Raw genomic sequence first — 25,949 nt, forward strand, 5'->3', positions numbered from 1 at the left:
AGAGGAAGCTGGACGTAAAGGCGGAGAAAAAACGTCCCGTAAATACGATCAAGAGCATTTTGAAGAGATCGGTAAAAAGGGTGGAGAAAAAGTAGCGGAAGAATACAGCCAAGAGCACTTTGAAAACATTGGTCAAAAAGGCGGAGAAACGACTAGCGAAGAATATGGTCAAGATCACTTCGAAGAGATTGGCCAAAAAGGTGGAGAAAAAGTGGCGGAAGAATACAGCCAGGAACACTTTGAAGATATCGGTCAAAAGGGTGGAGAAACCACCAGCGAAAAATACGGGGAAGAACATTATGAGAAAATTGGCCAAAAAGGCGGGCGTAAATCAGGAAACGGCTCCAACCGTAATTCCTAATTTAGGATAATCATTATTCGTAAATTCAAAAATATTGGAGGTGCTTTCATATGGCAAAGAATGAACAATTCAAAACTGGCGAGAAGGCTCCAGAAAGTGGCACATATAAAGTAGACAGCCTAGTCAATGGAAACTCTAGTAAAGATAAGCAAACCATTGAGCTGAGTGAAGGGGATCAGTTCCCACCATCTCCAGCAGATAACGATGCCGCATATTGGGTTAAAACCTCTTAAAAAACCTGCCCCTCTATGAAAGGAGGGGCTCCTTTATTCTCTAAACTAGTGAAAAGAATGTAAAGAAGGAGTGTTGACTTATCTTTTTCCATAGAAAAGAACTACAATTCCACGCGAAACCTGAACGTTCCGATCCTATGTATGCAAAAAAACTCCAAGAGATCCTCGGCGGCCAGTTTGGGGAAATATCTGTGGCGATGCAATATCTCTTCCAAGGCTGGAACGCCAGGGGTGATGAACGGTATAAAGATCTGATAATGGATACAGGTACAGAGGAATTGGGGCACGTAGAAATGATTTCAACGATGATTGCACGTCTTCTTGACGATGCACCTGTGAATGAACAGGAAAAAGCGGCTGAGGATCCGGTCATTGGAGCCATTATGGGTGGTATGAACCCTCACCATGCGATCGTTTCAGGGCTTGGAGCTATGCCTGAAAATAGTACAGGTGTGCCATGGAGCGGGGGGTATATTGTTGCGAGCGGGAACTTGATTACAGATTTACGTGCAAACTTAAATGCAGAGTCTCAAGGAAGACTCCAAGTTGCCCGTTTATATGAAATGACAGATGATCGCGGCGTGAAAGAGATGCTGTCTTTCTTACTTGCGAGGGATACGATGCATCAAAACCAATGGATTGCTGCTCTCAAGGAACTAGAAGAGGAGCATGGAACCACTGTCCCATCCAGTGTACCAAAAGAATGGGAAGCCACTGATTTTTCTTATGATTTGCTTAACTTCTCAGAAGGAGAGGAAAGTAAAGAGGGGAGTTGGACATCTGGAAAAACACCAGATGGAGAAGGAGAGTTTGACTATGTGAAAGAACCCCAATCATATGGAGGAAAGCAAGAATTAAAACCAGCTCCTTCCTATATGCATGGCACGCCACCAAAGAAAAAAGAAAAGAGTGGAAATTTTAAATAAAGAGGAGGAAGTTACATGGGTAAAGGTAATAATTATGCTCAACATGAAGTTTTGGAAGTCCATGAAATGTTGACAGTGAAATCGGCTTGTGCAGCCAAATCCTCCCTAATGCAGGGTTTAGCAACGGATAGCAAACTGAAAGAATTGCTTAAGGAAGACTCTAAAGTTGCCCAGAAAGCGGTAGAAGAATTGAAAGGTATTCTTGAAGAAGCTAAATAAAAGGAGGATACAATCATGTCTGGTATTTTAGATCAAATCAACAATAAAGAATTGATTAATGATGAAGTCATCGCAACAGACTTGTTGGTCTCGGCAAAAGCTGCGGTTAGACATTACTCCGTAGCGATTACAGAAACCGCAAGTCCGGAAATTCATAAAGTGTTAAAAAAACAATTAAATGATGCAATCGATCTTCATCATAAAATCGCCACGTATATGATCGATAATGAGTTGTACCATGCCTATGATATGAAAGAACAGGTTAATCATGATCTTGAAAAGGCAGACTTGGCGCTTAAAATGCCAATAAACAGTCAATAGGTGTTAGGGAGTGTATATGTATGGCTGAAAAGAATGATAAACAAGATAAGCGAGACGGTCTTTCTCCTGAACAGAAGCTGAAGGAGAAAGATCCTAATCGTGATATTGAGCCTCAACGTGAAGTGGAGGATACAAATAAGAAAGAAAGTGAAAAGAATCCTGATGATTATGAATAAAGAATTTTAACCAATGGATTTTCTAGGTGGTTTATGGGGGAGTGCTGAATGCTATTCTTCGCATTCTAATTTCGCCCATAAACCGCCTTATTTTATGATTTAATCATTCCACTATAGGTAAAAAAGGAAGATTGTACCCAAATAAAGGATCCAGGGACAATATTTCAGTTTTCCTAGATCGAATTCCAGGCATGAATGATCCATGCCTGGAACTATCGCTAAGTCGAATAAATCTAAAGTTTATTTTTGGGTAGATTTAATTTGTGAGTGTATCGTCCTTTTTGTCAATATACAAGGATCCATTCGGAAGAACTTCTGCATAAAAGATTTGATCAATATCTTTGATGCCCATATTTTGCAATTGGAGGTAAAGCCAATCCTTATTCTTTCCTAATCTTTGCAAGTTGTTCGTGTTAATTTTACCATCTGTTATTATTTCAGTTGCTAAGGGGTAAATATTATTTTTGGGAAGAATATTCAAATCTTTTTTTGTTACCGGTTGATTACTTTCATATTTCATTACGGAGAGTTGGCCACTTGTCTCGAAAATAGCAAATTGTACATCTTTTAAAGTGAAAATATTTTTTTGTCTGAGCAAGGTTCGGAGAGCATCGATTTCAAGCTGTGTAGACCTAAGAGCATCTTCCATTATCCTTCCTTCTTTAATGACAATGATAGGCTCTCCGGTAGTGAATTTACGGGCTCTTTTTGACTTGATATCAATAAAGGCTATTAAGAGTGTGAAGGCAGTCCATAAGACAAGTGCAATCACTCCGTTTCGAACACTTAGATTCGCATTAACAGCTAAGTTGGCAGTGATGGAACCAATCGAGATGGCTGAAACAAAGTTGAAAAAAGTCATTTGGCTAATCTCTTTTCTCCCCATCATTCTGGTCAGGAGAAAAAGTCCAATAAAGGATAGAGCAACTCTCCAAATAATTTCAGTCGTGGTCATTTAATTTAACTCCTTAAAATGAACTATGGAATACTCTTTACAAACGGGCACTACTTATAGTCCCTTTAAGAAAATTTTTCATTCATACAGCGAAAAAAATGGTCATAATGTTTTGTTTCCCAAAATTAACTTATAAAGTAAAACTTCTCTCAGGAATTTTGAAGAAGGAGCTCATTTTAACTGAGCATCTTTTTTAAATGATGATTTCGTGCATGTAAAAGTAAATGTGGACATATGGTAATTTTGAATTACAAAGGGGGATTAAAATGTTTTATCATGTAAAGGAATTGCAGTACGAAGCAAAAGTTTCTCAGCCGGACCCTATTTTTGCAAAGCAGCTGCAAGAAGTACTGGGAGGACAGTGGGGAGAGATTTCAGTCATGATGCAGTACTTATTTCAAGGGATGAACGTTCGTGGTGGTAATAAGAAATACCGTGACTTGTTGATGGATATTGGTACAGAAGAAATTGCGCATGTGGAAATTCTTGCTACCTTAATTGCTCGTTTATTAGATAATACATCGCTTGAACAACAAGAAAATGCTTATCAATCAGATCCTGCCATAGCTGCAATTATGGGGGGAATGAATCCTCAACATGCTATCGTCTCAGGGTTAGGAGCTATGCCTGCAGATAGTGTTGGAAACCGATGGACAGCGGATTATATTATATCCAGTGGAAATTTATTAGCTGATTTCCGGGCAAATTTAACAGCTGAATCACAAGGAAGACTTCAGGTAGCACGACTGTTTGAGTTAACGGATGATCCTTGCGTTAAAGATACGTTAAGCTTTTTACTAGCAAGAGATACAGCTCATCAAAACCAATGGATTCAGGCTATTAGGGAGATCGAAGCGAAATCAGGAGACGTTGTTGTTCCGACCACCTTCCCAAGGTCGAATGAGAAACAGGCAGTTGCTTATGACTTCTACAATACTTCACGTGGAGAAGCAGATGCTAGTGGACCTTGGGCTCAAGGTGTTGCTCCCGATGGGAGAGGACAGTTTAGATACGTATCGAACCCTGCCCCATATGGAGGACCTGCTAAGCTCTTGCCTGCTCCGCAAGATGTTTACGATACTCCTCCTACTAAAAGAGATAAATTCTAATGAATGTTTGTAACCTCATATCTTTACACCAAATTCTTATGTAACTTCATATAGAAAACACGGTCAATAGTCCCTGCGAACGTTATTGACCGTGTTTATTAAGGTCCATATTTAAAAGTGACCCATTAATTTTACGTTTAGCTGCTTCTTTAATTATTTCTTTTCTTTCCCTATCTCTGGAAGAATAGTTTTTGCTACTTTTTCATCCAGTGCTTCATAGTCATAATACTTAATGGTTTCATAAAGCTCTTCACGCGACTGCATATCCTCGAGCTTTTTCTTCTGCGTGTCCTGCTCCAGTATTTCGGTGAAAACCCGCTCATACGCTTTAGCTGCTACACGAAGGGAGGTGACAGGGTAGATGACCATATCCATCCCAAAGGAGTGAAATTCTTCACCTGTAAAGTAAGGCGTTTTTCCAAATTCGGTCATATTTGCGAGCAAAGGTGCAAGAATGAGGGAGGAGGCATATCGAAAATCTTCCTCACTCGTGAGCGCTTCTGGGAAAATGGCATCGGCCCCGGCTTCAATATATTGATTGGCCCGCTCAATGGCTTTTTCAATCCCTTCCACTGATTTGGCGTCTGTCCGGGCCACTATGACAAGGGTGGGAGCCACTTCTTTAATTGTACGGATTTTTTGCACCATTTCTTTGGTTTCGATCAGCTTTTTCCCGTTTAAGTGGCCACATTTTTTTGGTAAGAGCTGGTCTTCGATTTGTACAGCGGCGACTCCAGCTTCAACCATTTCTCTTGCAGCGCGTGCGACGTTGATCACTCCGCCATAGCCTGTATCAATATCAACAAGTAGAGGGAGGTCCGAAGCACGGATCAGCTCTTGGGCTTTTTCGGCCATTTCATTTGAGTATATGAGCCCGAGATCGGGTAGGGCGCGACTTGCCGTATAAGCGGCTCCGGATAAATAAATAGCCTGAAAGCCCACATCTCTTGCTATTTTCGCCGACATCCCATCATGAGCGCCAGGGATTTTTAATAAATCTGGATGTTTGATCAGTCGTTTGAAAGCTTCTGCTCTTTCCGACTGAGTGGATTTAGGTTCGACAATCCATGACATATATAATTCCTCCTTACAGAATGAAGTTATATTCTGAACAGTTCCATGAATTGATGGACAGGAGTATCTGTCAGTTCATCATAGTCCTCACATAAGTTAAGTATCTGGTTTACTTGACGAAGTGGGAAACGTGTCTTCAAATTGTTTTGGAATTTATTCAGAAGGAGCGGGAGTCCTTCCTCACGGCGCCGTCGGTGACCGATTGGATATTCAATTGCAATCTCATCTGTGCAAGTGCCGTCATGGAAGAACACTTGGACAGCATTAGCAATCGAACGTTTATCTGGATCTAGATAATCTTTACTGTATTGTTCATTTTCGATTGTCTCCATCACATCACGCAACCGATCGATTTCGGGGTTGCGTGCAACCTCATCTTCATAATGGTCTGCATTTAATGATCCATAGAGAAGCCCAATAGCTGTGATGTATTGCAAACAATGATCCCGGTCGGCCGGGTTATGAAGGGGGCCTTTTTTATCGATGATACGGATAGCTGATTCATGTGTAGTAATGGTGACCTTTTTGATATCATCGATTTTTCCTTTTACCTGGTCATGAAGTTCAATGGCTGCTTCCGCTGCTGTTTGGGCATGAAATTCAGCCGGGAAGGATATTTTGAACAGAATGTTTTCCATAACGTATGACCCCAACGGACGAGCTAAAGTCAATTCTTTTCCTCCGAAGAGCACATCTTCAAACCCCCACCCAGGCGCAGACAAGGCTGTTTTATAACCCATTTCTCCCTTCATTGTCATTAAGGCGAGTCTTACACCGCGACTTGTCGCATCACCGGCAGCCCAGGATTTCCGTGATCCTGTGTTTGGTGCATGACGATAAGTACGAAGGCTGGAATTATCAATCCACGCTTGAGAAACAGCGTTAATGACATCTTCTTTACTCCCGCCTAACATAGCGGTCACCACAGCTGTAGTTGCAACTTTGACATAGAGCACATGGTCAAGTCCCTCACGGTTAAGACTATTCTCAAGCGCTAAGACGCCTTGAATTTCGTGAGCTTTTACAATATTTTCAAGAACGGTGTCCATCTTCAATGCTTGTTTTCCTTCTGATATTCGCTTACGGCTGATGTAATCGGAAATCGCTAAAATCCCGCCTAAGTTGTCTGAAGGGTGTCCCCACTCTGCCGCCAGCCATGTATCGTTGTAATCGAGCCAGCGGATCATGCATCCAATATTGAAGGCCGCGTGGACGGGATCCAGTTCGTAGGACGTACCGGGCACCCTTGAACCATTTGGTACTATGGTACCCGGGGCGATGGGCCCTAAGTGCTTGGTACACTCAGGATAACGGAGAGCTAAAAACCCACAGCCTAATGTATCCATCAGTACATATTGCGCGGTTTTTAAAGCTTCATTGCTAGTGATTTCTCCATAAACGGCATATTCCGCGATACGCTCTAATACCTGATCGGTTGTCTGTGCGGGGCTTACTTTTACTTCAGTCATTTTCATCTCCACCTTTTATAAAAATATGTAATGACATTTAAAAGACAGCCGGGACAAGCCCGGCTTATCTTCTAAGGATGCAGCCCACGTGGCCCTGTGTAGAGGACTCTTGGTCTGAACAATTTGTTGTTGGCATATTGTTCAGACACATGGGCGCACAATCCAAGTGTTCGTGCAGCAAAGAAGATTGGTGTGTACAAATCGATAGGGATACCCAGCAGATAATAGACAGGTGCAGCGTAGTAATCCAGGTTCGGATATAGACCTTTTTCTTCTTTCATCAGTTGTTCTCCTGCTTCGCACATTTCAAAAAGGTCTTCCCGTTGTCTCTCTGCAGAAAGTTCTCGTAAGGCTTCTTTCATGAGTGCGGCTCTTGGGTCCATCTTTTTCATGTACACGCGATGTCCGAATCCCATAACTTTTTCTTTATTGGTAAGCTTTTCATAGAGAAGGTGGCGGAACCCATCTGTAGTGCCTCCTTCTAATAACATGTGCATGACCGCTTCATTTGCTCCGCCATGAAGGTTTCCTTTCAATGAAGCTACTGCTCCTGTAAGGGCGCCGTATATATCAGCATTTGTCGAAGCGATTACCCGTGCTGTAAAAGTCGAGTTCGGCATTTCGTGTTCACTATATACCATTAAAGATTGATCAAAATATGCAGCTTCCGCTGCTGTCGGTTCCTTGCCTGTAATCATGTATAGGAAATTCGCGCTATAAGAGAGTGTCTGGTCAGGCTCTATTACAGCTTCATCATGAAGCGTGTGGTAACTGTTGGCGACGATGTTAGGTATTTTTGCTAGAAGTCTAATAGCGGTCTGTCTAATCTCATCTTCCCGGCGTTCATCTAAATCCTTCTCGTATCCTGCCAGTGCGGATATTCCTGTTCGTAAAGCGTCCATGGGATGTGTTTTTTTTGGCAGTTTATGAAAAAGGGAAAAGAAGTCCTCAGGGAGCTCATATTCTTTTTTTAATTCTTTTTCCAGAATGGGTCGTGTGTCTTCATCGGGGAGTTGACCTCGCAATAACAGCTGAACTAAGTCGAGATATTGCTTGCTTTCGGCAAGTTCAATCAGATCATATCCAAGAAGGACGATTTCTTCCGCATCAACATCTAGGTAAGACAGCTTGGTTTCTGTTGCAATCACACCATCTAATCCTTTTTTATAAGTCGTTTGCTCTGGCATAATACTCCTCCTAACCTTAATGGGGAAACGCTTTCAAAAAAGAGGGTACTTAAAATTCTGATCCCGCTCGTATTCTTCCTGAGATTTCTTTATGGATAAGGGAGATAGCTGCTTCAAGGTTTTTTAGTTCTTGATTGTGGTCGGCTTGATCGATGATTTCTTCTTTTAATTGTCTGTAGGTATCTTCTAGCGGGCAAGGAATAGAAGAAAACAGGTGGTTCATGATACAAGATTTGAGCAGGTTTACGTAAGACTCAGTTGAAGTCGTCAAATAAAACACCTCTAGTCAAATAGAAATGAAGACAATAAAAAAACAACTTCTAAAGAAGTTGTTAAGTTGAGATTTGGCAGAAAATCAGAGAGAGTAGGGAATGCACTAGGTATACACACCTGACCATACTCTTTCACTCGCACTTAACACCTCCTATCCTCGTAGGGAATGATGCTCGCTGAAACAGGCAGGTCTCCTGGCTTATGATCATCGCTTGCTGGATCCTTCCCATTCTCGTTACCCCCCGAGAAAAGTGGTCTTCCAGTTCGCTCCCAAATACAGTTGCGGGACAGCATCGGATTATCACCGATTTCCCTTTTAAGCAAATAAGCTGGGCGCTTATCAGCACCTGAATCAAAAATATATTCAGTTGTGACTTTTTTAATATAACAAAGATTCCGAAAATAGACAATTATTTCTAAGGGATGGGGACGAGGAGTCTGGGAATGATTCGTTTCACGGCTGGGGAGGATCATATTTATTACTCAAATGATTGGATATAAGCATTTTAAAGTGAAAAATTTGAAATGTTTCAATCCCCGCGGTTGTAAGAGTTGACACGGGTTTATTTTGAAAGCGCTTCAAAAAGTTAATTGTTAATATTCAAATGATTTGGTATGTTTAATCTGAACAAATGAATATAGTGTAGATTCGGGTGCTGGTAAACCATTGAAGGTTTAATCAGCTTAAAAGGGAAGCCGGTGCGAATCCGGCGCTGTCCCGCAACTGTAAGTAGGAGCAATCCAGCGAACCACTGTACTCTGAAGAGGAGGATGGGAAGGGCTGGAAAGCGTAGATCATAAGCCAGGAGACCTGCCCGGATCAGGAAACACTACATCCTACGAGGATAGGAGGTGTTAAGCACGTCAGAAGAAGCATGCTTTTTTGAACAAGTATGTTTATTTATGGATTTCTGAATGACTTAACAACTTCGATTAAGAAGTTGTTTTTTTATTTTGAGTCTGGGTTAAATCTCTATATCTGAATGCTCAGAATCGAGGGACTATTGGCCATTACGGTAGGAAACTCATACCCTTATATGGCAACTTAAACGATCTTTTAGTCGTTCACATATGAAAAATTAACACTAGGGTTTAATAAAACCTTTGCCAGAAATGCCAAGAGTAAGTATGTAAGGGGAGAAAACGATGGAAATTAGACAAGGATTTTTGCCTTTTCAAAACCGCAGGGATTTCTTCACTCCCGAAGATTTTACGAACGAAGAGGAACTCATGTTGAAGACGACTGAATCCTTTGTAAAAAACCACGTACAACCGCAAATGGAAGCGATTGAACAGCATCAGTATTCTGTTGCGGCTCGCTTATTCAAGGAGGCAGGGGACCTTGGTCTTCTTGGTGTAGAAGTGCCTGAAGAGTACGGGGGTTTATCACTGAGTAAAAAAATCTCAGGCTTAATAGCGGAAAAAATGGGGCATGCGGGATCGTTTAGTGTATCATTCAATATTCACGCAGGCGTTGGAACGTTACCTTTTATTTACTTCGGTACAGAAAAACAAAAACATAAATACCTGCCTAAGCTGGCAAGTGGGCGATGGATCGGGGCTTATGCTTTGACAGAGCCTGATGCAGGGTCAGATGCGTTAAACTCAAAAACCCGTGCTATATGGGATGGAGAGAAGGGGGCATGGGTACTGAATGGAGGAAAGCAATGGATTACGAATGCCCATGTTGCAGATGTTTATGTAGTATTTGCAAAGACCCACCAAGGAATGACCGCCTTTATTGTGGAAAAATCCCTGCCCGGAATATCCGTTGGACCTGAAGAAAAGAAGATGGGGATTAAAGGATCTTCCACAGCTACGCTTGTTTTGGAGGATGTTGAAATCCCATCTGAAAACGTCCTTGGGAAAGTTGGTAACGGACACAGGATTGCGCTCAATATTCTTAACATGGCAAGGCTCAAGTTAGCTTTTTCAAATATTGGAACAGCTAAGCAGGCACTGCAATTAGCGGGAGATTATGCGAAAGAGCGTCTTCAATTTCAATCACCGCTCATTGAATTTACGATGATCCAAGAGAAAATCGCGGATATGGCCATCGCCATTTACGGAGCGGAAAGTGCGGCATATCGAACAGCAGATGGATTGGACCAAGGGATGGAAGGTACAGCAGAAGTTCAAGATGTCAGCGAGTTGATATTTACATTTGCTATGGAGTGTTCAATCAATAAAGTGAACTGTTCGGAAGTGTTGGCTCGAGTAGTGGACGAAGCTGTGCAAATTCATGGCGGATATGGTTATATGCAAGAATATGAAGTGGAGAGGTTATACAGGGATGCGAGAATCAGCCGAATTTTTGAAGGCACGAATGAGATTAACCGTTTAACTATTTCCAAATTGTTTATGAAACACTATCAGAACCATAAACATAGGGAGATAGAAAACATTGAGAGCAATCAAGGTCAAAATGGGAAATGGATGCAGGCTTCTGAACAACTTTTATACTTAGCTTTGAAAGCGCTTACTGAATCGGGTGTTGAGATTGAGCAGGAACAGGAATACTCACGTTTGTTATCTGATATGGTTAGTGATTTATACGTGATGGAATCCGCATTCTTACGATCAGAGAAATCAGGACAGAGGGGACGTCTGAGCATAACCCATAAAGGGATGACGGAGGTCTTATGTGCCGAGAGATACAGGAAAATCGCCGAGGCAGTAAAGACGATCCTCTCTTCAGTGGAGGCGAGTGAGAAGAAACGGAAGGATTGGTTTAATGCTTTGAAAGGCATTGAAGATCCTGAATTTTCAGGAATATTTGAGAAGAAGAGGAACATAGCCAAAGACGTTACCGGCTGGGATGCAGCCCATGCCATTTAAGCAAGGGAGAGGAGAAATAATGATGAAAATAGGATTTATTGGCTTAGGTAACATGGGGTTTCCAATGGCCAAAAATTTGCTTGAAGCTGGTTATTCCGTTTATGGGGTCGATTTGAACAAGCAGGCCGAACAACGTCTCACCGAACATGGCGGAAAAATAGGGACATCCATCCCTGAATTGGCGAAAATCTGTGATTTCATTTTTACTAGTTTACCTTCTTCAGAAGCGGTTGAGGAAATCTACCTTGGCAAGGAAGGACTTATCGAAGAGGGAACCTCTGATGTTCTTTTGATAGATACAAGTACGGTAACCCCAGGGGTTAATAGGAGAATTGCTGAAGCTTGCGAAGGAAAGTCCGTTTCATTTCTGGCGGCGCCTGTCAGCGGAGGAGTCATTGGAGCCGTTAACAAGACGTTGACCTTCATGATCGGCGGTCCTAAAAAAGACTATCATCGTATTTCACCTATTGTAGAAAGGTTGGGTGAAGATATCTTCCATGTAAATGAAGATGTTGATAGTGGAACGAAAGCAAAGCTGATCAACAATCTATTCATTGGTTTTTATACAGCAGGTGTCAGCGAGGCATTGAACCTCGCAAGGGAAAGCGGCATTGATTTGGAGAATCTTTATCATATCCTGAATGTCAGCTATGCGAGCAGCAGGATTTATGATCGGAATTATAACGGGTTCATCAAAGATGAACAGTACGATCCTGGATTCACTTTGAAGCTGCTGAAAAAAGACTTAGGTTTTGCAATGGAATTGGCTGATCAGCATCATTTAGATTTGCCAATCAGCAGAAACTTGCTCTCTATGTATGAAGAAGCCATAGAGGATGGATACGGCGACAAAGATATGTCTGTCCTTTATCGAAAGATTAGAGAACAGGCGAAATCGACCTTATAAGAGGAGTGAGAATATGCTTACGATAAAAGCAGAGAAAGTAAAAAATTATATAAACGGTGAGAAGGTAGAGTCGACAGGCAAGGAAGTTGAGGAAGTTCCAAACCCGGCAACCGGGGAAATCATCGCTTATGTTCCACTATCTTCAGTAGAAGATGTAAACCGTGCAACAGAATCCTGCGCCGCTGCTTATCCATCATGGTCCAGTCAACCAGTGCCTCAGAGGGCACGTCTTTTATATACGTATTTAGAAAAATTGAAGGCGAACCAGGAAGAGCTGGCACAAATCATTACCTTGGAAAGTGGAAAAACGTTGAAGGATGCAAGGGGAGAAGTCCAAAGAGGGATAGAAGTTGTCGAATTGGCGACGTCGACGCCGAACCTGATGATGGGAGATGCTCTTCCCAATATCGCTGAAGGAATTGACGGGTCCATTTTCCGGTATCCCCTGGGAGTTGTAGCTGGGATCACTCCTTTCAACTTTCCAATGATGGTGCCGCTCTGGATGTTCCCTCTTGCGATTGCCTGCGGCAACACGTTTGTCCTAAAGCCCTCGGAACGGACACCTGTCTTAGCTGGGAAACTGGTAGAACTTTTCTATCAATCTGGATTCCCAAAAGGAGTATTAAACCTTGTTCACGGCGGGAAAGCGGTAGTCAATGGGCTGCTTAGTCATCCAGAGATCGAGGCGGTTTCTTTTGTGGGATCCGAGCCGGTGGCTAAGCATGTTTATGAAACTGGAACGGCTCATGGCAAGCGGGTTCAGGCACTGGCAGGAGCGAAAAACCACGCCGTAGTCCTTCCTGACTGCAATTTGGATAAAACAGTCCAGGGAGTGATCGGAGCTGCTTTTGCAAGCAGTGGGGAACGCTGTATGGCTTGCTCCGTAGTGGCTGTGGTGGATGAAGTGGCGGATGTTTTTATCGAAAAGCTGATAGAGGAAACGAATAAGCTTAAGGTTGGCGATGGCTCGAAGGAAGGTAATTTTGTAGGACCACTTATCAGAGAAGTTCATCGTCAGAAGGTCCATGATTATATTGAAAGCGGAGTAAAAGAAGGGGCAGAACTGCGTGTTGATGGGAGGAGTCCAGAGACAACGGAGGAAGGATATTTCGTCGGTGCGACGATCTTCGATCACGTCCAAACCGATATGAGAATCTGGCAGGACGAGTTGTTTGCTCCAGTATTAAGCATTGTAAGAGTTAAAGATTTGAAAGAAGGGATCACGCTAACTAACGAATCGAAGTTCGCTAACGGAGCCGTTATCTATACGGATAGTGGAAAGGCTGCACAGCAGTTCAGAGAGGAAATTGACGCGGGTATGGTCGGTGTCAATGTCAATGTCCCAGCTCCAATGGCCTTTTTCTCTTTTGCAGGAAACAAAGCATCTTTCTATGGGGATTTGGGAACGAATGGAAAAGATGGTGTCCAGTTTTATACACGTAAAAAAGTTATCACCCAACGATGGTTCTAGCTTGAAAGGGGGAGAATTGAATGACGGAAAAGTATGTGAACGTTACCCTTGAACAATCGATTGCTACGGTTGAAATCCAGCATCCGCCTGCGAACGCGCTGTCTTCAGGGTGTATCGATGAATTGCGAAAAACCTTCCGTAATCTCGCAGGTGAAGAAAAGGCGAAAGCTATCATTCTTACGGGATCAGGGCGTTTTTTTGTTGCTGGAGCGGATATAAAAGAGTTTGTTCATGCTTTTGATCATGAGAAGAAATCATACGCGATGGCAGAAGCTGGACAGGCATTATGTGATGAAATTGAAGCCATGAATAAACCTGTTATTGCTGCCATTAATGGGCCTGCTCTTGGAGGCGGCTTAGAAGTGGCCTTAAGCTGCCATTACAGAATAGCTTCCCAAACAGCTATCCTTGGATTACCAGAATTGAAGTTAGGATTGATTCCTTCTTTCGGTGGTACACAGCGTCTAACGGAAATTATCGGAACGGCAAAAGCCCTCGACATGATTTTATCTAGTAAACAACTGAGCGTGGAGGAAGCGGCCGAATTGTGTCTCGTTCAAACGATTGCCGAACCTGATGAGCTTTATCAGACGGCTCACACATTAGCAGCATCCTGGATAGATGGGAAGAGTATGACGAGTGTGACACGTGCCCTCGAATGCATTATCCAAGGATCTCAGGAAACAAGAGAAAATGGACTCCAGAGAGAAAGGCAGAAATTTTCCGAATTATTTTGTACAGAGGATGCAAAAGAAGGGGTACAGGCCTTTATTGATAAACGTAAACCAGAGTTCATCCATGGATAGGAGGGATAGTATGTCAGCTCAAGTACTTTTTTCTCAACAGGAAAATGGAGTAGCATCGATCATATTAAACAGACCTGAGGCCATTCATTCCCTTAATTATGACATGTTGGATGCGATTGGGAAGAAACTGAAGGAGTGGGAGCAGGATGATCGCGTTCTATTTATCCTTTTAAAGGGAACAGAGTCTAAGGGATTTTGCGCTGGTGGAGATATCAAAACATTGTATGAAGCCCAACAAAGTCAAGAAGCAATGGAGAAGGCAGTGAATTTCTTTGAACGAGAGTATGAAGTCGATGAGTTTGTCCATTCCTGCCAGAAGCCGATCGTTGCCTGCCTGGATGGAATCGTTATGGGTGGGGGCGTCGGTCTCAGTTATGGAGCAGACTTCCGAATTGTCACAGAAAAAACAAAATGGGCGATGCCGGAAATGAATATCGGCTTTTTTCCGGATGTGGGCGCGGCTTATTTCCTGAATCGTGCTCCCGGTTATACTGGTCGGTACGTGGCGTTGTCCGCCTCTGTCTTAAGCGGAGCTGATGCGCTTTACATCAAGGCAGCGGATAATTATATGTCGAGAGAGAACCTAAATCATTTTCTTTCCGTTATTGAGGCCACTGATTGGCATAAGAATTCTGTAGAAACTACCTTGCAGCGGAAAATAGAAAAATTTTCAGATTCTCCGTCAGAGCCTAGTGAATTGAGAGACGTGCAGCATGAGATTGATGAACACTTCTCCAAAGCATCCATGGAAGAAATGACAGCGTCTCTCCAAAAGTCAGGCACTACTTTTGCAGAAAAAACCCATGCCACACTCTTATCAAAGTCTCCGTGCTCCCTTAAAGTTACTCTTCAGCAGTTGATTCATGGAGAAGGGAAATCGATAAAGGAATGTCTGGAAAGAGATTTAATCATTGCCAAGAACTTCTTGCTTAACGAGGATTTTTATGAGGGAATCCGGTCGGTATTGATTGATAAAGATCATCGTCCAGACTACAGATTTAAAAGGTTATCTGATGTGGATGATCAACTGGTTCGGAGTTTCTTCACAGATAGGAATATTTTAAAAACAAATGAAATATAGTTCCTCTTGTTTTAGGAAAGGACGTTTGGAATTTTTTCGTGTCCGTGTATCACTGGATGGTCCGGTCTCATGTTTCGCTTTTTGCGATTAGGGTTGGAGAACAGAGGAAACATGATTAGGAATCGATGCGTTTTGGAACAAACATGGATTTAAAGACGTGGAGATAGATTTTTCATCTCCATGTCTTTTTTATCGGTACATAGGTTCCTTTTTTAAGAATTCTCAAGCATGGAACAAGGCCTTTGGACGTTGATGTTTTTTCAGGTTTTATTACAGTAAAAGAAAACACCATTCAGATGAAAGTCATCTAAATGGTGTTAACCATTGAAATATATTGGACGAAAAGGGGGAGAAGTCAGTTCTTCCTTCGTTCCACAAGGTTTACACCAATTCCCATGGCAACCACTCCTATAAGAGTCATGAATAGAAGGGAATGAGTAATATCGTGCAAAGTCCCATCATACATGACTACATTTAAGATCGCATCCATGGCGTGAGAAACGGGAAAAAGGTCTGCGATGAATGTCAGCACAGGATTGCTGATCGTTCCCGGCATCATATAAGCCCCACTGATTAAAGGAATAATCGGAATAACCGAAGGATAAATGGCGTAAAATTGTTCTGGTTTCTTAACTAGTCCTGTTAATAATGTTGCCACACTCACCATACTGAAGGTGAAGAAAGCAATAATAATAATTAATAAATCTAATCGGTCCCCAATGTCATAGTTTAATACGTATTTAAAAGTGAGGATCACACTCAGCGTTTGGACAACCCCGATAAAAAAGGCGTATGCAATGTATGCTGTGTACATGCCTGTTTTGGAAACAGGAGATAAAATCATCCGATCCCATAAACCATAGACTTTATCTTTCAAGATATTATTGATTCGAAAGCCGATGATAAACATCGCTACCAACAAGGTGAAGGCGAACATTAATTGAGTTCCCATATCATAATTTGGAAGTTCATCCCCTGTAATAGAATCAACTTCCATTTCCATAGGGGGGTCTTCCAACTTTGTTTCAATATCTGCCCTCAATCCCTCAGCATCCTCCGACTGTTCTATTGCCGATTGAATGGTTGCTTCCTTTTCAAACACTTTTCTTACGTGTTGATCGACATAGGCAACGGTCGGCAAATTGGATGTGGTCACCAGTCGGTAATCATCTTCCAATAGCTTGATAGCTAGATCTGCTCTCCCTTGTTGGACATCTTCTCTCGCTTCTTCGGAATCAGTGATGACGAATCGCATGTCACTATCCTCATTTAATAGGGGTTCCCATTTTTCCTCAATGGATCGGGCGTTCTCTTCTTCACTGAAAATAGAAACAGTCGTTGGTGATTGGGTTCCATCTGTAAAAATGATTGTTGCTCCAATACTAGCTGCGATAAATATAATGAGCAGGAGTGGATTGCGACATTCTTTTGTCAATTGTGCCAAGAACACTGGAATCATGAGATTTCCCCCCTTCTAGGGTATAACATCGTACTAACTCCAATGGCGATCAGGGTCAGCCCGAGTAAACGGATGGCCGGGAGCCAAAGTGTGGACACGTCTTCAAATTGAAGCCATTCGATTAATATAGCCAGTGTCAGGCCGTTCGGAGTCCATTCCCCGATTTGTTGCAGCCAGTTCGGTAATACATAGATTGGAATGAAATTTCCGCCGATGGTGCCAAAAACCATGAGGATGGTCATGAAAATACCGTCCGCAGCATCCGGGTTTTTCAGTCTTAGTGAAACGGATGTCATAATGGATGACAACCCTGCAATAGCAAGGGCATAGACCGAGGCCATAAAAATCATCCCCATCCAAAATGTAAAGGATCGTTCTGAAAATACGCCTAAAATCAAATGCGACCCTATAAAAATTAATAGGATTTGAAGCAAGGAAAGGACGAAGGTAGCACAGGTTTTACCGAACAGAAAGTGAAGGCCTGGTGTATTCGTTAAAGCGATGCGGTTAAACGTATGTTCACGTTTTTCGATGCCTGTTCTACTTGCAACTGTACTGGCCATAAACAATACAAATAAAGCGCCTATGGATAACGCAAAATATTGATCCATCGTAAGTGAAAAAGAGTGGTCATTATCCACGACTTCCGTGCCACCCTCAGGGTGTTCGACTTGATTCATACTCACTTCGCCACCTGACATGGACACAACATATTGCAGGTTCAATTGTTCTAGGAATCCATCAATGACATCATGAATCATATCTACTTCCACCGCTGTTTCCTTAGCCGAAAATTGTAGAGAAGGAGCTGTCCCTTGATCGAGATATATGTTTTTTAATAATTGCGCTGTATACCCTTCAGGAATGAGGAGCATGGCATTACTTTCACCATTTTCAATCCTTTCTTTCGCCTCACCTTTGGACATGGTTTCTACCGTCAACCAATTTTCTAACTCAGGACTAGTAAGAAAATCCATGAGTGATTCCACAGGAGGATGTTCCTCAACGCCTGCTATCACTTCCTGTTTCCCATTATCAGGTATTCGGTCCGATTGATGGACAGACGCTTTAAATTCTTCGATTGCTTTGCTTTGGTGATCTTCCATCACCAAACTTAAGGCTAAATCATAGTTATCGCTTTGGTTCTCATCAAATAAGCCTGCCATTGAAATACTTAATACAACGACTAATACTAGGGGTAAGAGGATCACGGTCAATACTTCTTTGCGATCGCGCCAAAATAATAGTAAATCCTTCATTAAAAATGTCAGCATTCAGGCCCCCCCCCTAATCTCTCAGTGTCCGACCAGTTAAATGGAGGAAAACATCTTCAAGGCTCGGATTTTCCATTTGGAAGTTCAGAATCTTAATGTTTTGCTGATCGGCAAGTTTGACAAGATTGCTGATGAGATTGGTTGATTTTTTGGCAATGATTTTAATGCCATCTCCTGTTTCTTCCACTTGGCGTATAACATCAATTTCCTGTATGGCTTTTACAAGGCTGTGGCTCATTTGATTTAATTGAACTCTCATTGTATCTTCATTTGAAAGAATGCTTAATAATTCTGATTGACTTCCAGAAGCGATCACTTTTCCGTGATCCATGATGTAGACACGGTCACAAAGTTGTTCGACTTCTTCCATATAATGACTGGTGTAAAGGATTGTTGTTCCACTTTGTTCGTTCAATTGGCGGATCATTTCTAAAATATAGTTGCGCGACTGCGGATCGATTCCGACGGTTGGCTCATCAAGTATTAAAACTTTGGGATGGTGCAGAAGGGCTGAAGCAATATTGATCCGGCGCTTCATTCCCCCGGAAAAGGTTTTGATCCTATCTTTTTGCCGGTCTTTTAGACCCACTAGTTTAAGGGTGGTTTGAATACGCGTTTCCAATTTATCCTTTGGTACTCGGTAAATACGTCCGAAGAATTTCAAATTTTCATAAGCCGTCAGTTCTTGGTAAAGAGCAATTTCCTGTGGAACGACACCGAGTACTTTTCTTAGCTCACTCGGATGTTTGACTACACTTTCCCCATTTAATTTTACGTCCCCTGATGTTGGCTTTAATAAGGATGAAATCATCGATATCGTTGTGGATTTTCCTGCTCCATTAGGGCCAAGTAGACCAACAGATTCTCCCTTATCTAAATAAAGGTCAACATCTTCAACAACGGTTTTCTCTTTGAAATCTTTCCTTAGTTTTATCGTTTCAATCATCGCTGAACCTCCCCGATTGGTTTTGTTTGTACTACAAAAATAAGCGAAAAAAACTAGAGCCGATACTGACTCTAGTCATTTAATCCCTGAAAACCATGACTTCCGTCATTTTATTAACTTACACCAGGTGGTGGCGAATAGCATAGATAGCTAATTGGGTGCGGTCACGTAGATCAAGCTTATCCAGGATGTGGCTCGTATTATTTTTGACAGTGCCGACAGAAAGACCGATTCTTGTGGCGATCTCTTGATTGTTTAACCCTTCCCCTATACATTTTAAGATGGCTCTTTCTCGAGGGGTTAAATGTTCATCCGCTTTTTTTGAAGAAGTTTGTTGTTTCAACAAGGTGGGAACTACTTTAGCTGCTACTTGATCTTCGATGCTTAACCCGCCTGACAAGGCACTTTTAATGGAACGGATCAGTGATTCTGTATCCCCGTTTTTTAACATATAACCGTTGACCCCGAGTTTGAGTGAATCCAACACATATTGATCATCGTCAAAAGTGGTCAACATCAATATTTTTATTGATGGCCATCGTTCACGCAGTATCCGGGCTGTTTCAATACCGTTCATGGTCAGCATGCGTATATCAAGTATCGCAATGTCAAACGCCTGTTTCTCACAAAGTTTAATCGCTGATTTACCTTCATCCGCTTCCCCAGTGACTTTGATATCCGGATCCGATTCAATCATCACTTTTAATCCTTGGCGGACCATAATTTGGTCTTCAGCTAGAAGTACTCGAATCATGAAGATCTCCACGTCCTTTCAACTTTACCCATCCTTTTAAAATAAATTGTTTTTCATTCCTTTGTGCTTCCAGACCTCCGCCTAACTTTTCCAATCTCTCTCGCATGGAGGCAAGCCCATAATCTTCTTTAAACGGGAGGGCGTGTTTGATCGGATTTATGATTTCAAATCTGAAAATGCTCCCCCCAGGTGCCTCGAATGTAATTTGAGCTTCTCTTGCTTGACTATGCTTCATAATATTGGTTAATCCTTCTTGAACGGCACGATAAATGGCAAAAGATTGTTCACCTGTTAATGGGGCTGCGAAAGCTCCATGATGAACAGAGAAATGAATGCGGATAAAGCTTTCTAGCTCCAGTTTCCGAATCAGCCGCATCACCCCTTGTAAGCCTCCGATCTCCTGCTGTTTAAATGTTTTTACTGCTCGGCGTGTTTCTTCCAGACTTTCATTAGCTAACTCTTTCAAACGTTCTACATGAAGTTGTTCGTTTGTGTTGGACTGAATTCTGTAAACTTCTAATTGCATGATGAGGGAGGTGAGTTTATGTCCAACAGAATCATGTATTTCTTTGCCGATCATCTGCCGCTCTTCTTGTCTAGCGTTTTCCTCGTCCTGAGCCAAACGTCTTTTGAGTCGGCGATATTCATTTTGAATATGTTCATGGTGAGATAAAAGCTTCTGATGTTGTTTATCTTTTAGTTTATAATAAATGAACGCTGTGACGAGCATCACGCTAAACAGGATAATAAATAACAGGGACATCCTAGGAATTTCACCAAAAATTAAGAAACTCATGATAGATAGGAAACTGAATAAGTAAGGGACAGCCATGTGCCTGATCGGTAACCGCTCAGCTGCTTCTGCCATAAGTAGGGTATAAACGAATAAAACGGGCATGTTGAATTCGTACGTTTCATGAGGGAAGAAAATGATAGCAGCTATGGCGGCATTGAAACAATACAAGAGTGTTAAAGAGCTGATTTTCTTGTAGAAAAGGGGGGTTATAAAAAATACTAAAAAATAAACCGCTACCCCGGCTAAACGCCATGCATGGAGGTCTAAATCCTTGAATAAAGGGTAAGTTAAGACAGCCCAGACCAATAAGTGCAGGGTTAACCATATTAAAAATGATTTCATTTATATCACCTTATTTCAATATAAAAACTTGTGAAGGGGCTCAACATTGTTTTATTCCGCTATTACCTTAATTCTCAAGCAAAAAAACAGAATATCGGCTGCTCTCTAATCGTAAGGGTAGTCATATATTACCACATTTCACCTGTCAAAAAATGTCCACTCTCTTTATTACCCTTGCAGAAAAGCGAGCCGTTATAGTTGTGAACCATTTTGTGATTTTTATAAAAAACAAAGAATTAATAGTAAGAAGGTGGTAAGATTCAATTATGCTTATAAATTCTTCGCGGATATATGTTTTTGTAAGCGTTTTATCAAAACTGGAAGAGGTTGATGAAAAATTGACAACAAAAGTGAAAGAATTTTCCATTTTCGACCACACGGGAAACAAGATTAGAACGGAAGATCGTGAGATAGCGATTATCGCCCAAATGGAAGATCCTAAAGTGGCTATCCTGGGAAACGTGGCAAGTAAGGCGGAATGTGAGGAACTGATCCGTCTTTCTAAGGATCGGTTGAATCGGTCCAAAATCGGCTCAAAACATGAAGTGAGCGACATTCGAACGAGCAGCAGTACCTTCCTGCCAGAGGACGATGTCACGGCTGGAGTCGAAAAGCGTTTAGCACAAATCATGAATGTACCGGTGTCGCATGGAGAAGGACTTCATATCCTGAATTATAAACCAGGTCAAGAGTATAAAGCCCATTACGATTACTTTAAATCAAAAGGTAACGTAACGAATAACCCAAGAATCAGCACGCTTGTCCTTTACTTGAATGATGTAGAAGAGGGAGGGGAAACCTATTTCCCGCATATGAATCTATCAATCTCTCCACATCAAGGCATGGCCGTCTACTTTGAATATTTTTATTCGGATCCTGAGGTCAATGAACGGACACTTCACGGGGGGCCCCTGTGATAGTCGGAGAGAAATGGGCGACGACGATGTGGGTGCGAAGGAAACAGTATCGATAAATAGAAGTGATTAGGAGGGATCAATCCAATTGTTTGGGTTTGATCTCTTTTTGGGCGAGAAAATTATAATTCTCCGATCGCGCACTATGAAAATCCAGAGCAAACGGGCCGAAGAGCGCGCCAAAGAGCAGGAGTACCAAAGCAAAGAGCATTGGCTTCTCTTGCTTTCCTGTATATCCCATAGTACTCTGGAGGTTCATTGAAGGGAGTGGAGAGACCGTGATGCGAGTGGTCATCTTAGCCGAAAAACCCTCTCAGGCAAAAGCTTATGCAGAGGCTTTTACAATACAGGAAAAAACGAAAACTTATATTCTATTAAAACCGGATGAAACATTTCCTAATGGGGCAACAATTACGTGGGGAGTCGGCCATCTAGTGGAATTAAAAGAACCACATGATTATAAATCAGAATGGAAGAGATGGAAGCTTGATCAATTGCCGATTGTTCCGGATCAGTTCCTTGAGAAGGTATCGAAAGGAAAATGGGAGCAATTCCAAGCGGTGAAGCGGTTGTTCCAGCAAGCAGACATACTCGTTAATGCGGCCGATGTCGATAGGGAAGGGTCGAATATTTTTTATAGCATCCTCAGCTTAACAGGTGTAAAGGGAAGGCCAGTGCGACGATTGTGGATTAATTCTCTCGAGAAGGATGAAGTTCGTAAGGGATTCAAACATTTACAAGACAACGATAAGGACTTGCGATTATTTGATGAGGCGAAGGCACGTCAGATTAGTGATTGGATGGTCGGTATTAATGCGAGCCGACTCTTCACATTGCTTTTGCAAAAGAAAGGTTTCTCAAGCCACCTGACGATCGGACGTGTGCAATCGCCTACTGTTTATCTAATCTATCAGAGGCATAAGGAAATTGAAAATTTTATATCTGAGCCTTTTTACCAAATTGAGGGGCTTTTTCAATCGGAGTCAGGTGCCTACAAAGGACTTGCGAAAATTAAGGAAAAGGATAAGGCTAAAGTACAGGCGCTTATGGAAGAGTATGGACTGAAGGAAAAGGAAGATTTGACAGGAGTTGTCCAACGTGTAGACAGAAAGACCAACTACCAAAAGTCACCGAAACTCCATTCACTTTCCACTTTGCAAAGCATTGCGAACAGACGCTGGAAGTATACACCCTCACAGGTTTTGAAGACGATGCAAAAACTCTACGAAAAGCGTCTGGTCTCCTATCCAAGAACGGATTGCAATTATATTACTGAAAGTGAATTTTCTTATTTAGTCAACAACTTGGAATCTTATCAAAAAACTTTAAAGGTGTCATTCACACCTGTGTCCCTAAAGCCAAATAAACGGTACGTCGACAGTCGGAAAGTCCAAGAACACTATGCGATTATTCCGACAAAATCTGTACCCACTGAGAAAAGGCTGAGCAGCCTGAGTCGTGAGGAAAGCAACATTTACAAGGAAGTACTGGCCACAACTCTTGCCATGTTCCATGGCGATTATGTGTATGAAGAAACGGCAATTTTCACACATGTTCATGATTTACCTTTTAAATCTATAGGTCGACGAGAAGTGAAAAGGGGCTGGAAAGAACTTTTTCCTAAGCCACCCAAGTCTAAACAAGAAAAAGAAGCGCTTCTTCCTCAAGTTCAAAAGGGGGAAAATGTGGGGGCCCGTCTTTATATTAAAGAAAGCATGACGCAGCCTCCGAAGCCCTATACAGAAGGTCAGCTGATCAATATGATGAAAACATGCGGGAAGCTCATGGATGATGAGGAAGACGTGGAGATTTTAAAGGAAGTCGAAGGTTTGGGAACAGAAGCGACCCGCTCTAGTATTATAGAAACGATTAAGACACAGAAATATATTGAAGTAAAGAAGAACAACGTTTATGTAACAGCTAAAGGGGTTATGTTGTGTGAAGCCATTGAAGGAACCCTGTTATCCAGTCCTTCCATGACCGCAAAGTGGGAGTCGTATTTAAAGAAAATCGGCAGCGGTGAAGGATCTAAGCAAATGTTCATTAAACAGACGAATCAATTTATCGAAAAGTTGATTCAGGAAACTCCTGGATCTATCCAGCAGGTTCACGTGCGGGATACAGGAGAGAAAAAGAAATGGAATGCCCCCATAGCTAAGTGCCCTGCCTGTTCTAAGGGATTTATTATGGATCGATATAAGTTTTACGCATGTTCTGACTACAAAGAAGGGTGTAAAGTGAGCTTCCCCAAAAAATTAGCAGGGAAAACGTTAACCAATCATATGATCAAAGCGTTGTGTGAGAAGAAACGAACAAGAGTTTTAAAAGGATTTAAAGGCAAGAAAACGTTCAGTACAGCTCTAATCCTTGATGAAGAATATAAAATAAAATTTGATTTTGCAAAGAAAGCTTAATGGAAGTAAAAAAGTGCCTGTCCTCTAAATAGTCTTGTTTAGAGGACAGGCACTTTCAGTATAAAGGTTTAACTCGCCTTTTTTTGTTTCCTTTTGCGTTGCTTGGACGTTACCTCTGCGTTGGCTGATCTATAAAAAGAGTACCCCATCAGAAGGACGATGACTGAGAAAGGAAAGGCAGCAATGATTAAAACATTTTGTAAACCTTGAGTGCCGCCGAAATACACAATAATGGCAGCTGTAGCGGATAAGCATAACCCCCACAAAACCTTCACCGAACCTGGGGGGTTGAGCGAGCCTCCCGTTGATAACATACCTAAGACGAAAGTAGCTGAATCGGCTGAAGTAATAAAGAAGATGGCAATGATAAATAGTGTGACAAAGGACATCAATATTCCGAGTGGGTATTGTTCCAGCATCGCAAAAGTGGCGGTTTCCATTGGATAATCGGAAATGGCTGCGAGCCCTTGCTGTTCAAGGTCCAAAGCCGATACACCGAATACGGCAAAAAAGATAAAACATACAATGGCAGGGACAAATAAAACACCAAGCATAAATTCCTTTATCGTCCGTCCTCTTGAAATTCTAGCAATGAAGATTCCGACGAAAGGCGACCAGGAGATCCACCAAGCCCAGTAGAAGATCGTCCAGCTGTCAATCCACGCACGGCTGTCTTGATCCATGGGCGCAATTCGAAAACTCATATTAAAAAAGTTGGTGATATAGCCCCCAATGGAATTCGTAAACATATTCAAAATATACAATGTAGGGCCGACGATTAAGAGAAGAATCATCAGAAGGAAGCCAAGCACCATATTGATATTACTCAAATATTTTATTCCTTTGCTGACACCAGACCAGGCTGAAAAGATAAATAAAGCAGTAGAGACCACCAATATGATTAATTGGACTCCATAATTGCTGGGGGTATGAAATAGAAAGGCAAGTCCTTCGTTTATTTGGGCAGAACCGAACCCAAGAGTGGCTGCAACACCAACTACTGTTGCAACGACAGCTAACGTATCGATAATTTTACCTAGAATACCCTCCATCCGTTCTTTTCCGAATATCGGGATAAGAGTGGCACTGATCAATCCGGCATATCCTCTATGAAACTTAAAATACGCAAGCACTAGAGCAACAAGTGCGTAGACCGCCCAGGCGTGAATCCCCCAGTGAAAAAAAGAAAATTGCAGTGATTCTTTAATAGCCTGAGCGCTGCCTTCTTCTGCGTTTGGGCTGCTATTGAAGGCATGGGATATAGGTTCAGCAGTGGTCCAAAATACTAAGCCCATCCCCATTCCAGCACTGAATAGCATAGCAAACCATGATACAAGACTAAACTCTGGTTTTTCATCATCCTTACCTAGCTTAATTTGATTGAAACGGGAAAAAATTAAGTAAATACAAAAAGCCAGCATGACCATGATGATCAATAAATAATACCATCCAAACCGAGTTGAAATAAAAGCGGTTGCAGTTGATGTCATTGTTTTTAAATGTTCAGGACTGACTACGCCCCATAGGACAAAAAGGCCGCAAATCCCAAGGCTATACCAAAATACCCATGAAACATTTTTCATCTATCTCGCTCCTTATGTAAAATTTTGTCGAAAGGCGAAAATTCCAACAACATTTTCATAT

The 25,949-nt window shown here is 42.0% G+C and carries 24 protein-coding genes, 1 pseudogene and 2 riboswitches; of the genes and pseudogenes, 14 read left to right on the forward strand and 11 right to left on the reverse strand.

Going from position 1 to position 25,949, the window contains the following annotated elements; genetic code table 11:
• The 6 genes from BLW54_RS11150 to BLW54_RS20725 form a co-directional block, all read left to right on the forward strand.
• The coding region (locus tag BLW54_RS11150) for a hypothetical protein (RefSeq protein ID WP_074734680.1) at positions 1 to 361 on the forward strand (361 nt) is incomplete at its 5' end.
• Between the two features lie 50 nt (positions 362 to 411).
• Positions 412 to 594: a YjzC family protein gene (locus tag BLW54_RS11155; RefSeq protein ID WP_035508171.1), complete on the forward strand. Its 183-nt coding sequence runs from the start codon at positions 412 to 414 to the stop codon at positions 592 to 594.
• Positions 595 to 674: 80 nt separating this feature from the next.
• A complete protein-coding gene (locus BLW54_RS11160) occupies positions 675 to 1,520 on the forward strand; it encodes a manganese catalase (RefSeq protein ID WP_074734682.1) in 846 nt (281 codons plus the stop codon).
• Between the two features lie 15 nt (positions 1,521 to 1,535).
• A complete protein-coding gene (locus BLW54_RS11165; protein ID WP_074734684.1) occupies positions 1,536 to 1,739 on the forward strand; it encodes a hypothetical protein in 204 nt (67 codons plus the stop codon).
• A gap of 15 nt (positions 1,740 to 1,754) precedes the next feature.
• A complete protein-coding gene (locus BLW54_RS11170; protein WP_074734686.1) occupies positions 1,755 to 2,060 on the forward strand; it encodes a spore coat protein in 306 nt (101 codons plus the stop codon).
• Between the two features lie 20 nt (positions 2,061 to 2,080).
• Positions 2,081 to 2,236 (forward strand): hypothetical protein, encoded by a 156-nt coding sequence (locus BLW54_RS20725; protein ID WP_167358810.1) that lies wholly within the window; start codon positions 2,081 to 2,083, stop codon positions 2,234 to 2,236.
• 256 nt (positions 2,237 to 2,492) lie between these two features.
• On the opposite strand, the gene BLW54_RS11175 is transcribed toward BLW54_RS20725, so the two are convergent.
• The gene (locus BLW54_RS11175) at positions 2,493 to 3,191 is read right to left on the reverse strand and encodes a DUF421 domain-containing protein (RefSeq protein ID WP_074734688.1); all 699 of its coding nucleotides are present in this window, start codon (positions 3,189 to 3,191) and stop codon (positions 2,493 to 2,495) included.
• A 266-nt stretch (positions 3,192 to 3,457) separates the two neighbouring features.
• Between BLW54_RS11175 and BLW54_RS11180 the strand changes: the two genes are divergently transcribed.
• On the forward strand, positions 3,458 to 4,300 hold the full coding sequence (locus BLW54_RS11180; RefSeq protein WP_074734691.1) for a manganese catalase: 843 nt from the start codon (positions 3,458 to 3,460) through the stop codon (positions 4,298 to 4,300).
• A gap of 153 nt (positions 4,301 to 4,453) precedes the next feature.
• Here the strand turns inward: BLW54_RS11180 and prpB are convergent, their stop codons facing one another.
• The 4 genes from prpB to BLW54_RS11200 all read right to left on the reverse strand — a co-directional run bounded on the left by prpB (position 4,454) and on the right by BLW54_RS11200 (position 8,301).
• On the reverse strand, positions 4,454 to 5,374 hold the full coding sequence (prpB, locus tag BLW54_RS11185; protein WP_035508173.1) for a methylisocitrate lyase: 921 nt from the start codon (positions 5,372 to 5,374) through the stop codon (positions 4,454 to 4,456).
• Positions 5,375 to 5,400: 26 nt separating this feature from the next.
• Positions 5,401 to 6,849 (reverse strand): bifunctional 2-methylcitrate dehydratase/aconitate hydratase, encoded by a 1,449-nt coding sequence (locus BLW54_RS11190; RefSeq protein WP_439330198.1) that lies wholly within the window; start codon positions 6,847 to 6,849, stop codon positions 5,401 to 5,403.
• A 65-nt stretch (positions 6,850 to 6,914) separates the two neighbouring features.
• Positions 6,915 to 8,030, reverse strand: a complete 1,116-nt coding sequence (mmgD, locus tag BLW54_RS11195) for a citrate synthase (protein ID WP_074734695.1) — start codon at positions 8,028 to 8,030, stop codon at positions 6,915 to 6,917.
• A gap of 49 nt (positions 8,031 to 8,079) precedes the next feature.
• Positions 8,080 to 8,301 carry a hypothetical protein gene (locus tag BLW54_RS11200; protein ID WP_035508178.1) on the reverse strand — a complete coding sequence of 74 codons (222 nt, stop codon included), beginning with the start codon at positions 8,299 to 8,301 and terminating at the stop codon, positions 8,080 to 8,082.
• A gap of 169 nt (positions 8,302 to 8,470) precedes the next feature.
• A riboswitch (cobalamin riboswitch) is annotated at positions 8,471 to 8,669 on the reverse strand.
• 268 nt (positions 8,670 to 8,937) lie between these two features.
• Positions 8,938 to 9,136, forward strand: a riboswitch (cobalamin riboswitch).
• Positions 9,137 to 9,449: 313 nt separating this feature from the next.
• On the opposite strand from BLW54_RS11200, the gene BLW54_RS11205 reads away from it, so the two are divergent.
• From BLW54_RS11205 to BLW54_RS11225, 5 genes are read left to right on the forward strand one after another with little or no spacing between them, the layout of a single operon-like run.
• Complete coding sequence (locus tag BLW54_RS11205; protein WP_074734697.1) at positions 9,450 to 11,141, forward strand: acyl-CoA dehydrogenase FadE; 1,692 nt, start codon at positions 9,450 to 9,452, stop codon at positions 11,139 to 11,141.
• A gap of 19 nt (positions 11,142 to 11,160) precedes the next feature.
• A complete protein-coding gene (locus tag BLW54_RS11210; protein ID WP_074735043.1) occupies positions 11,161 to 12,048 on the forward strand; it encodes an NAD(P)-dependent oxidoreductase in 888 nt (295 codons plus the stop codon).
• Between the two features lie 13 nt (positions 12,049 to 12,061).
• Complete coding sequence (locus tag BLW54_RS11215; RefSeq protein WP_074734699.1) at positions 12,062 to 13,519, forward strand: CoA-acylating methylmalonate-semialdehyde dehydrogenase; 1,458 nt, start codon at positions 12,062 to 12,064, stop codon at positions 13,517 to 13,519.
• 20 nt (positions 13,520 to 13,539) lie between these two features.
• Positions 13,540 to 14,325: an enoyl-CoA hydratase-related protein gene (locus tag BLW54_RS11220; RefSeq protein ID WP_074734701.1), complete on the forward strand. Its 786-nt coding sequence runs from the start codon at positions 13,540 to 13,542 to the stop codon at positions 14,323 to 14,325.
• A 10-nt stretch (positions 14,326 to 14,335) separates the two neighbouring features.
• Complete coding sequence (locus tag BLW54_RS11225) at positions 14,336 to 15,406, forward strand: enoyl-CoA hydratase/isomerase family protein (RefSeq protein ID WP_074734703.1); 1,071 nt, start codon at positions 14,336 to 14,338, stop codon at positions 15,404 to 15,406.
• Between the two features lie 355 nt (positions 15,407 to 15,761).
• On the opposite strand, the gene BLW54_RS11230 is transcribed toward BLW54_RS11225, so the two are convergent.
• The 5 genes from BLW54_RS11230 to BLW54_RS11250 all read right to left on the reverse strand — a co-directional run bounded on the left by BLW54_RS11230 (position 15,762) and on the right by BLW54_RS11250 (position 20,977).
• Positions 15,762 to 16,865, reverse strand: coding sequence for an ABC transporter permease (locus tag BLW54_RS11230; protein WP_074734705.1), 1,104 nt, complete (start codon positions 16,863 to 16,865; stop codon positions 15,762 to 15,764).
• On the reverse strand, positions 16,862 to 18,139 hold the full coding sequence (locus tag BLW54_RS11235; protein WP_074734707.1) for an ABC transporter permease: 1,278 nt from the start codon (positions 18,137 to 18,139) through the stop codon (positions 16,862 to 16,864). Before BLW54_RS11235 ends, BLW54_RS11230 begins: the two co-directional genes overlap by 4 nt.
• A 13-nt stretch (positions 18,140 to 18,152) precedes the next feature.
• Positions 18,153 to 19,085: an ABC transporter ATP-binding protein gene (locus BLW54_RS11240; RefSeq protein WP_074734709.1), complete on the reverse strand. Its 933-nt coding sequence runs from the start codon at positions 19,083 to 19,085 to the stop codon at positions 18,153 to 18,155.
• Positions 19,086 to 19,203: 118 nt separating this feature from the next.
• Positions 19,204 to 19,839: a response regulator gene (locus BLW54_RS11245; protein WP_074734711.1), complete on the reverse strand. Its 636-nt coding sequence runs from the start codon at positions 19,837 to 19,839 to the stop codon at positions 19,204 to 19,206.
• The gene (locus BLW54_RS11250) at positions 19,817 to 20,977 is read right to left on the reverse strand and encodes a sensor histidine kinase (protein ID WP_074734713.1); all 1,161 of its coding nucleotides are present in this window, start codon (positions 20,975 to 20,977) and stop codon (positions 19,817 to 19,819) included. The genes BLW54_RS11245 and BLW54_RS11250 overlap by 23 nt, the downstream gene beginning before the upstream one ends.
• 338 nt (positions 20,978 to 21,315) lie before the next feature.
• On the opposite strand from BLW54_RS11250, the pseudogene BLW54_RS11255 reads away from it, so the two are divergent.
• Together BLW54_RS11255 and BLW54_RS11265 are read left to right on the forward strand one after the other, a co-directional pair.
• A pseudogene (locus tag BLW54_RS11255) lies at positions 21,316 to 21,950 on the forward strand (2OG-Fe(II) oxygenase).
• 222 nt (positions 21,951 to 22,172) lie between these two features.
• Complete coding sequence (locus BLW54_RS11265) at positions 22,173 to 24,305, forward strand: type IA DNA topoisomerase (protein ID WP_074734717.1); 2,133 nt, start codon at positions 22,173 to 22,175, stop codon at positions 24,303 to 24,305.
• A gap of 68 nt (positions 24,306 to 24,373) precedes the next feature.
• Here BLW54_RS11265 and BLW54_RS11270 read toward each other — a convergent pair whose 3' ends face one another.
• Complete coding sequence (locus BLW54_RS11270) at positions 24,374 to 25,888, reverse strand: BCCT family transporter (protein ID WP_074734719.1); 1,515 nt, start codon at positions 25,886 to 25,888, stop codon at positions 24,374 to 24,376.
• Between the last annotated feature and the right edge of the window lie 61 nt (positions 25,889 to 25,949).

Source organism: Halobacillus karajensis (genome assembly GCF_900108515.1).
GTDB classification, from domain to species: domain Bacteria; phylum Bacillota; class Bacilli; order Bacillales; family Halobacillaceae; genus Halobacillus; species Halobacillus karajensis.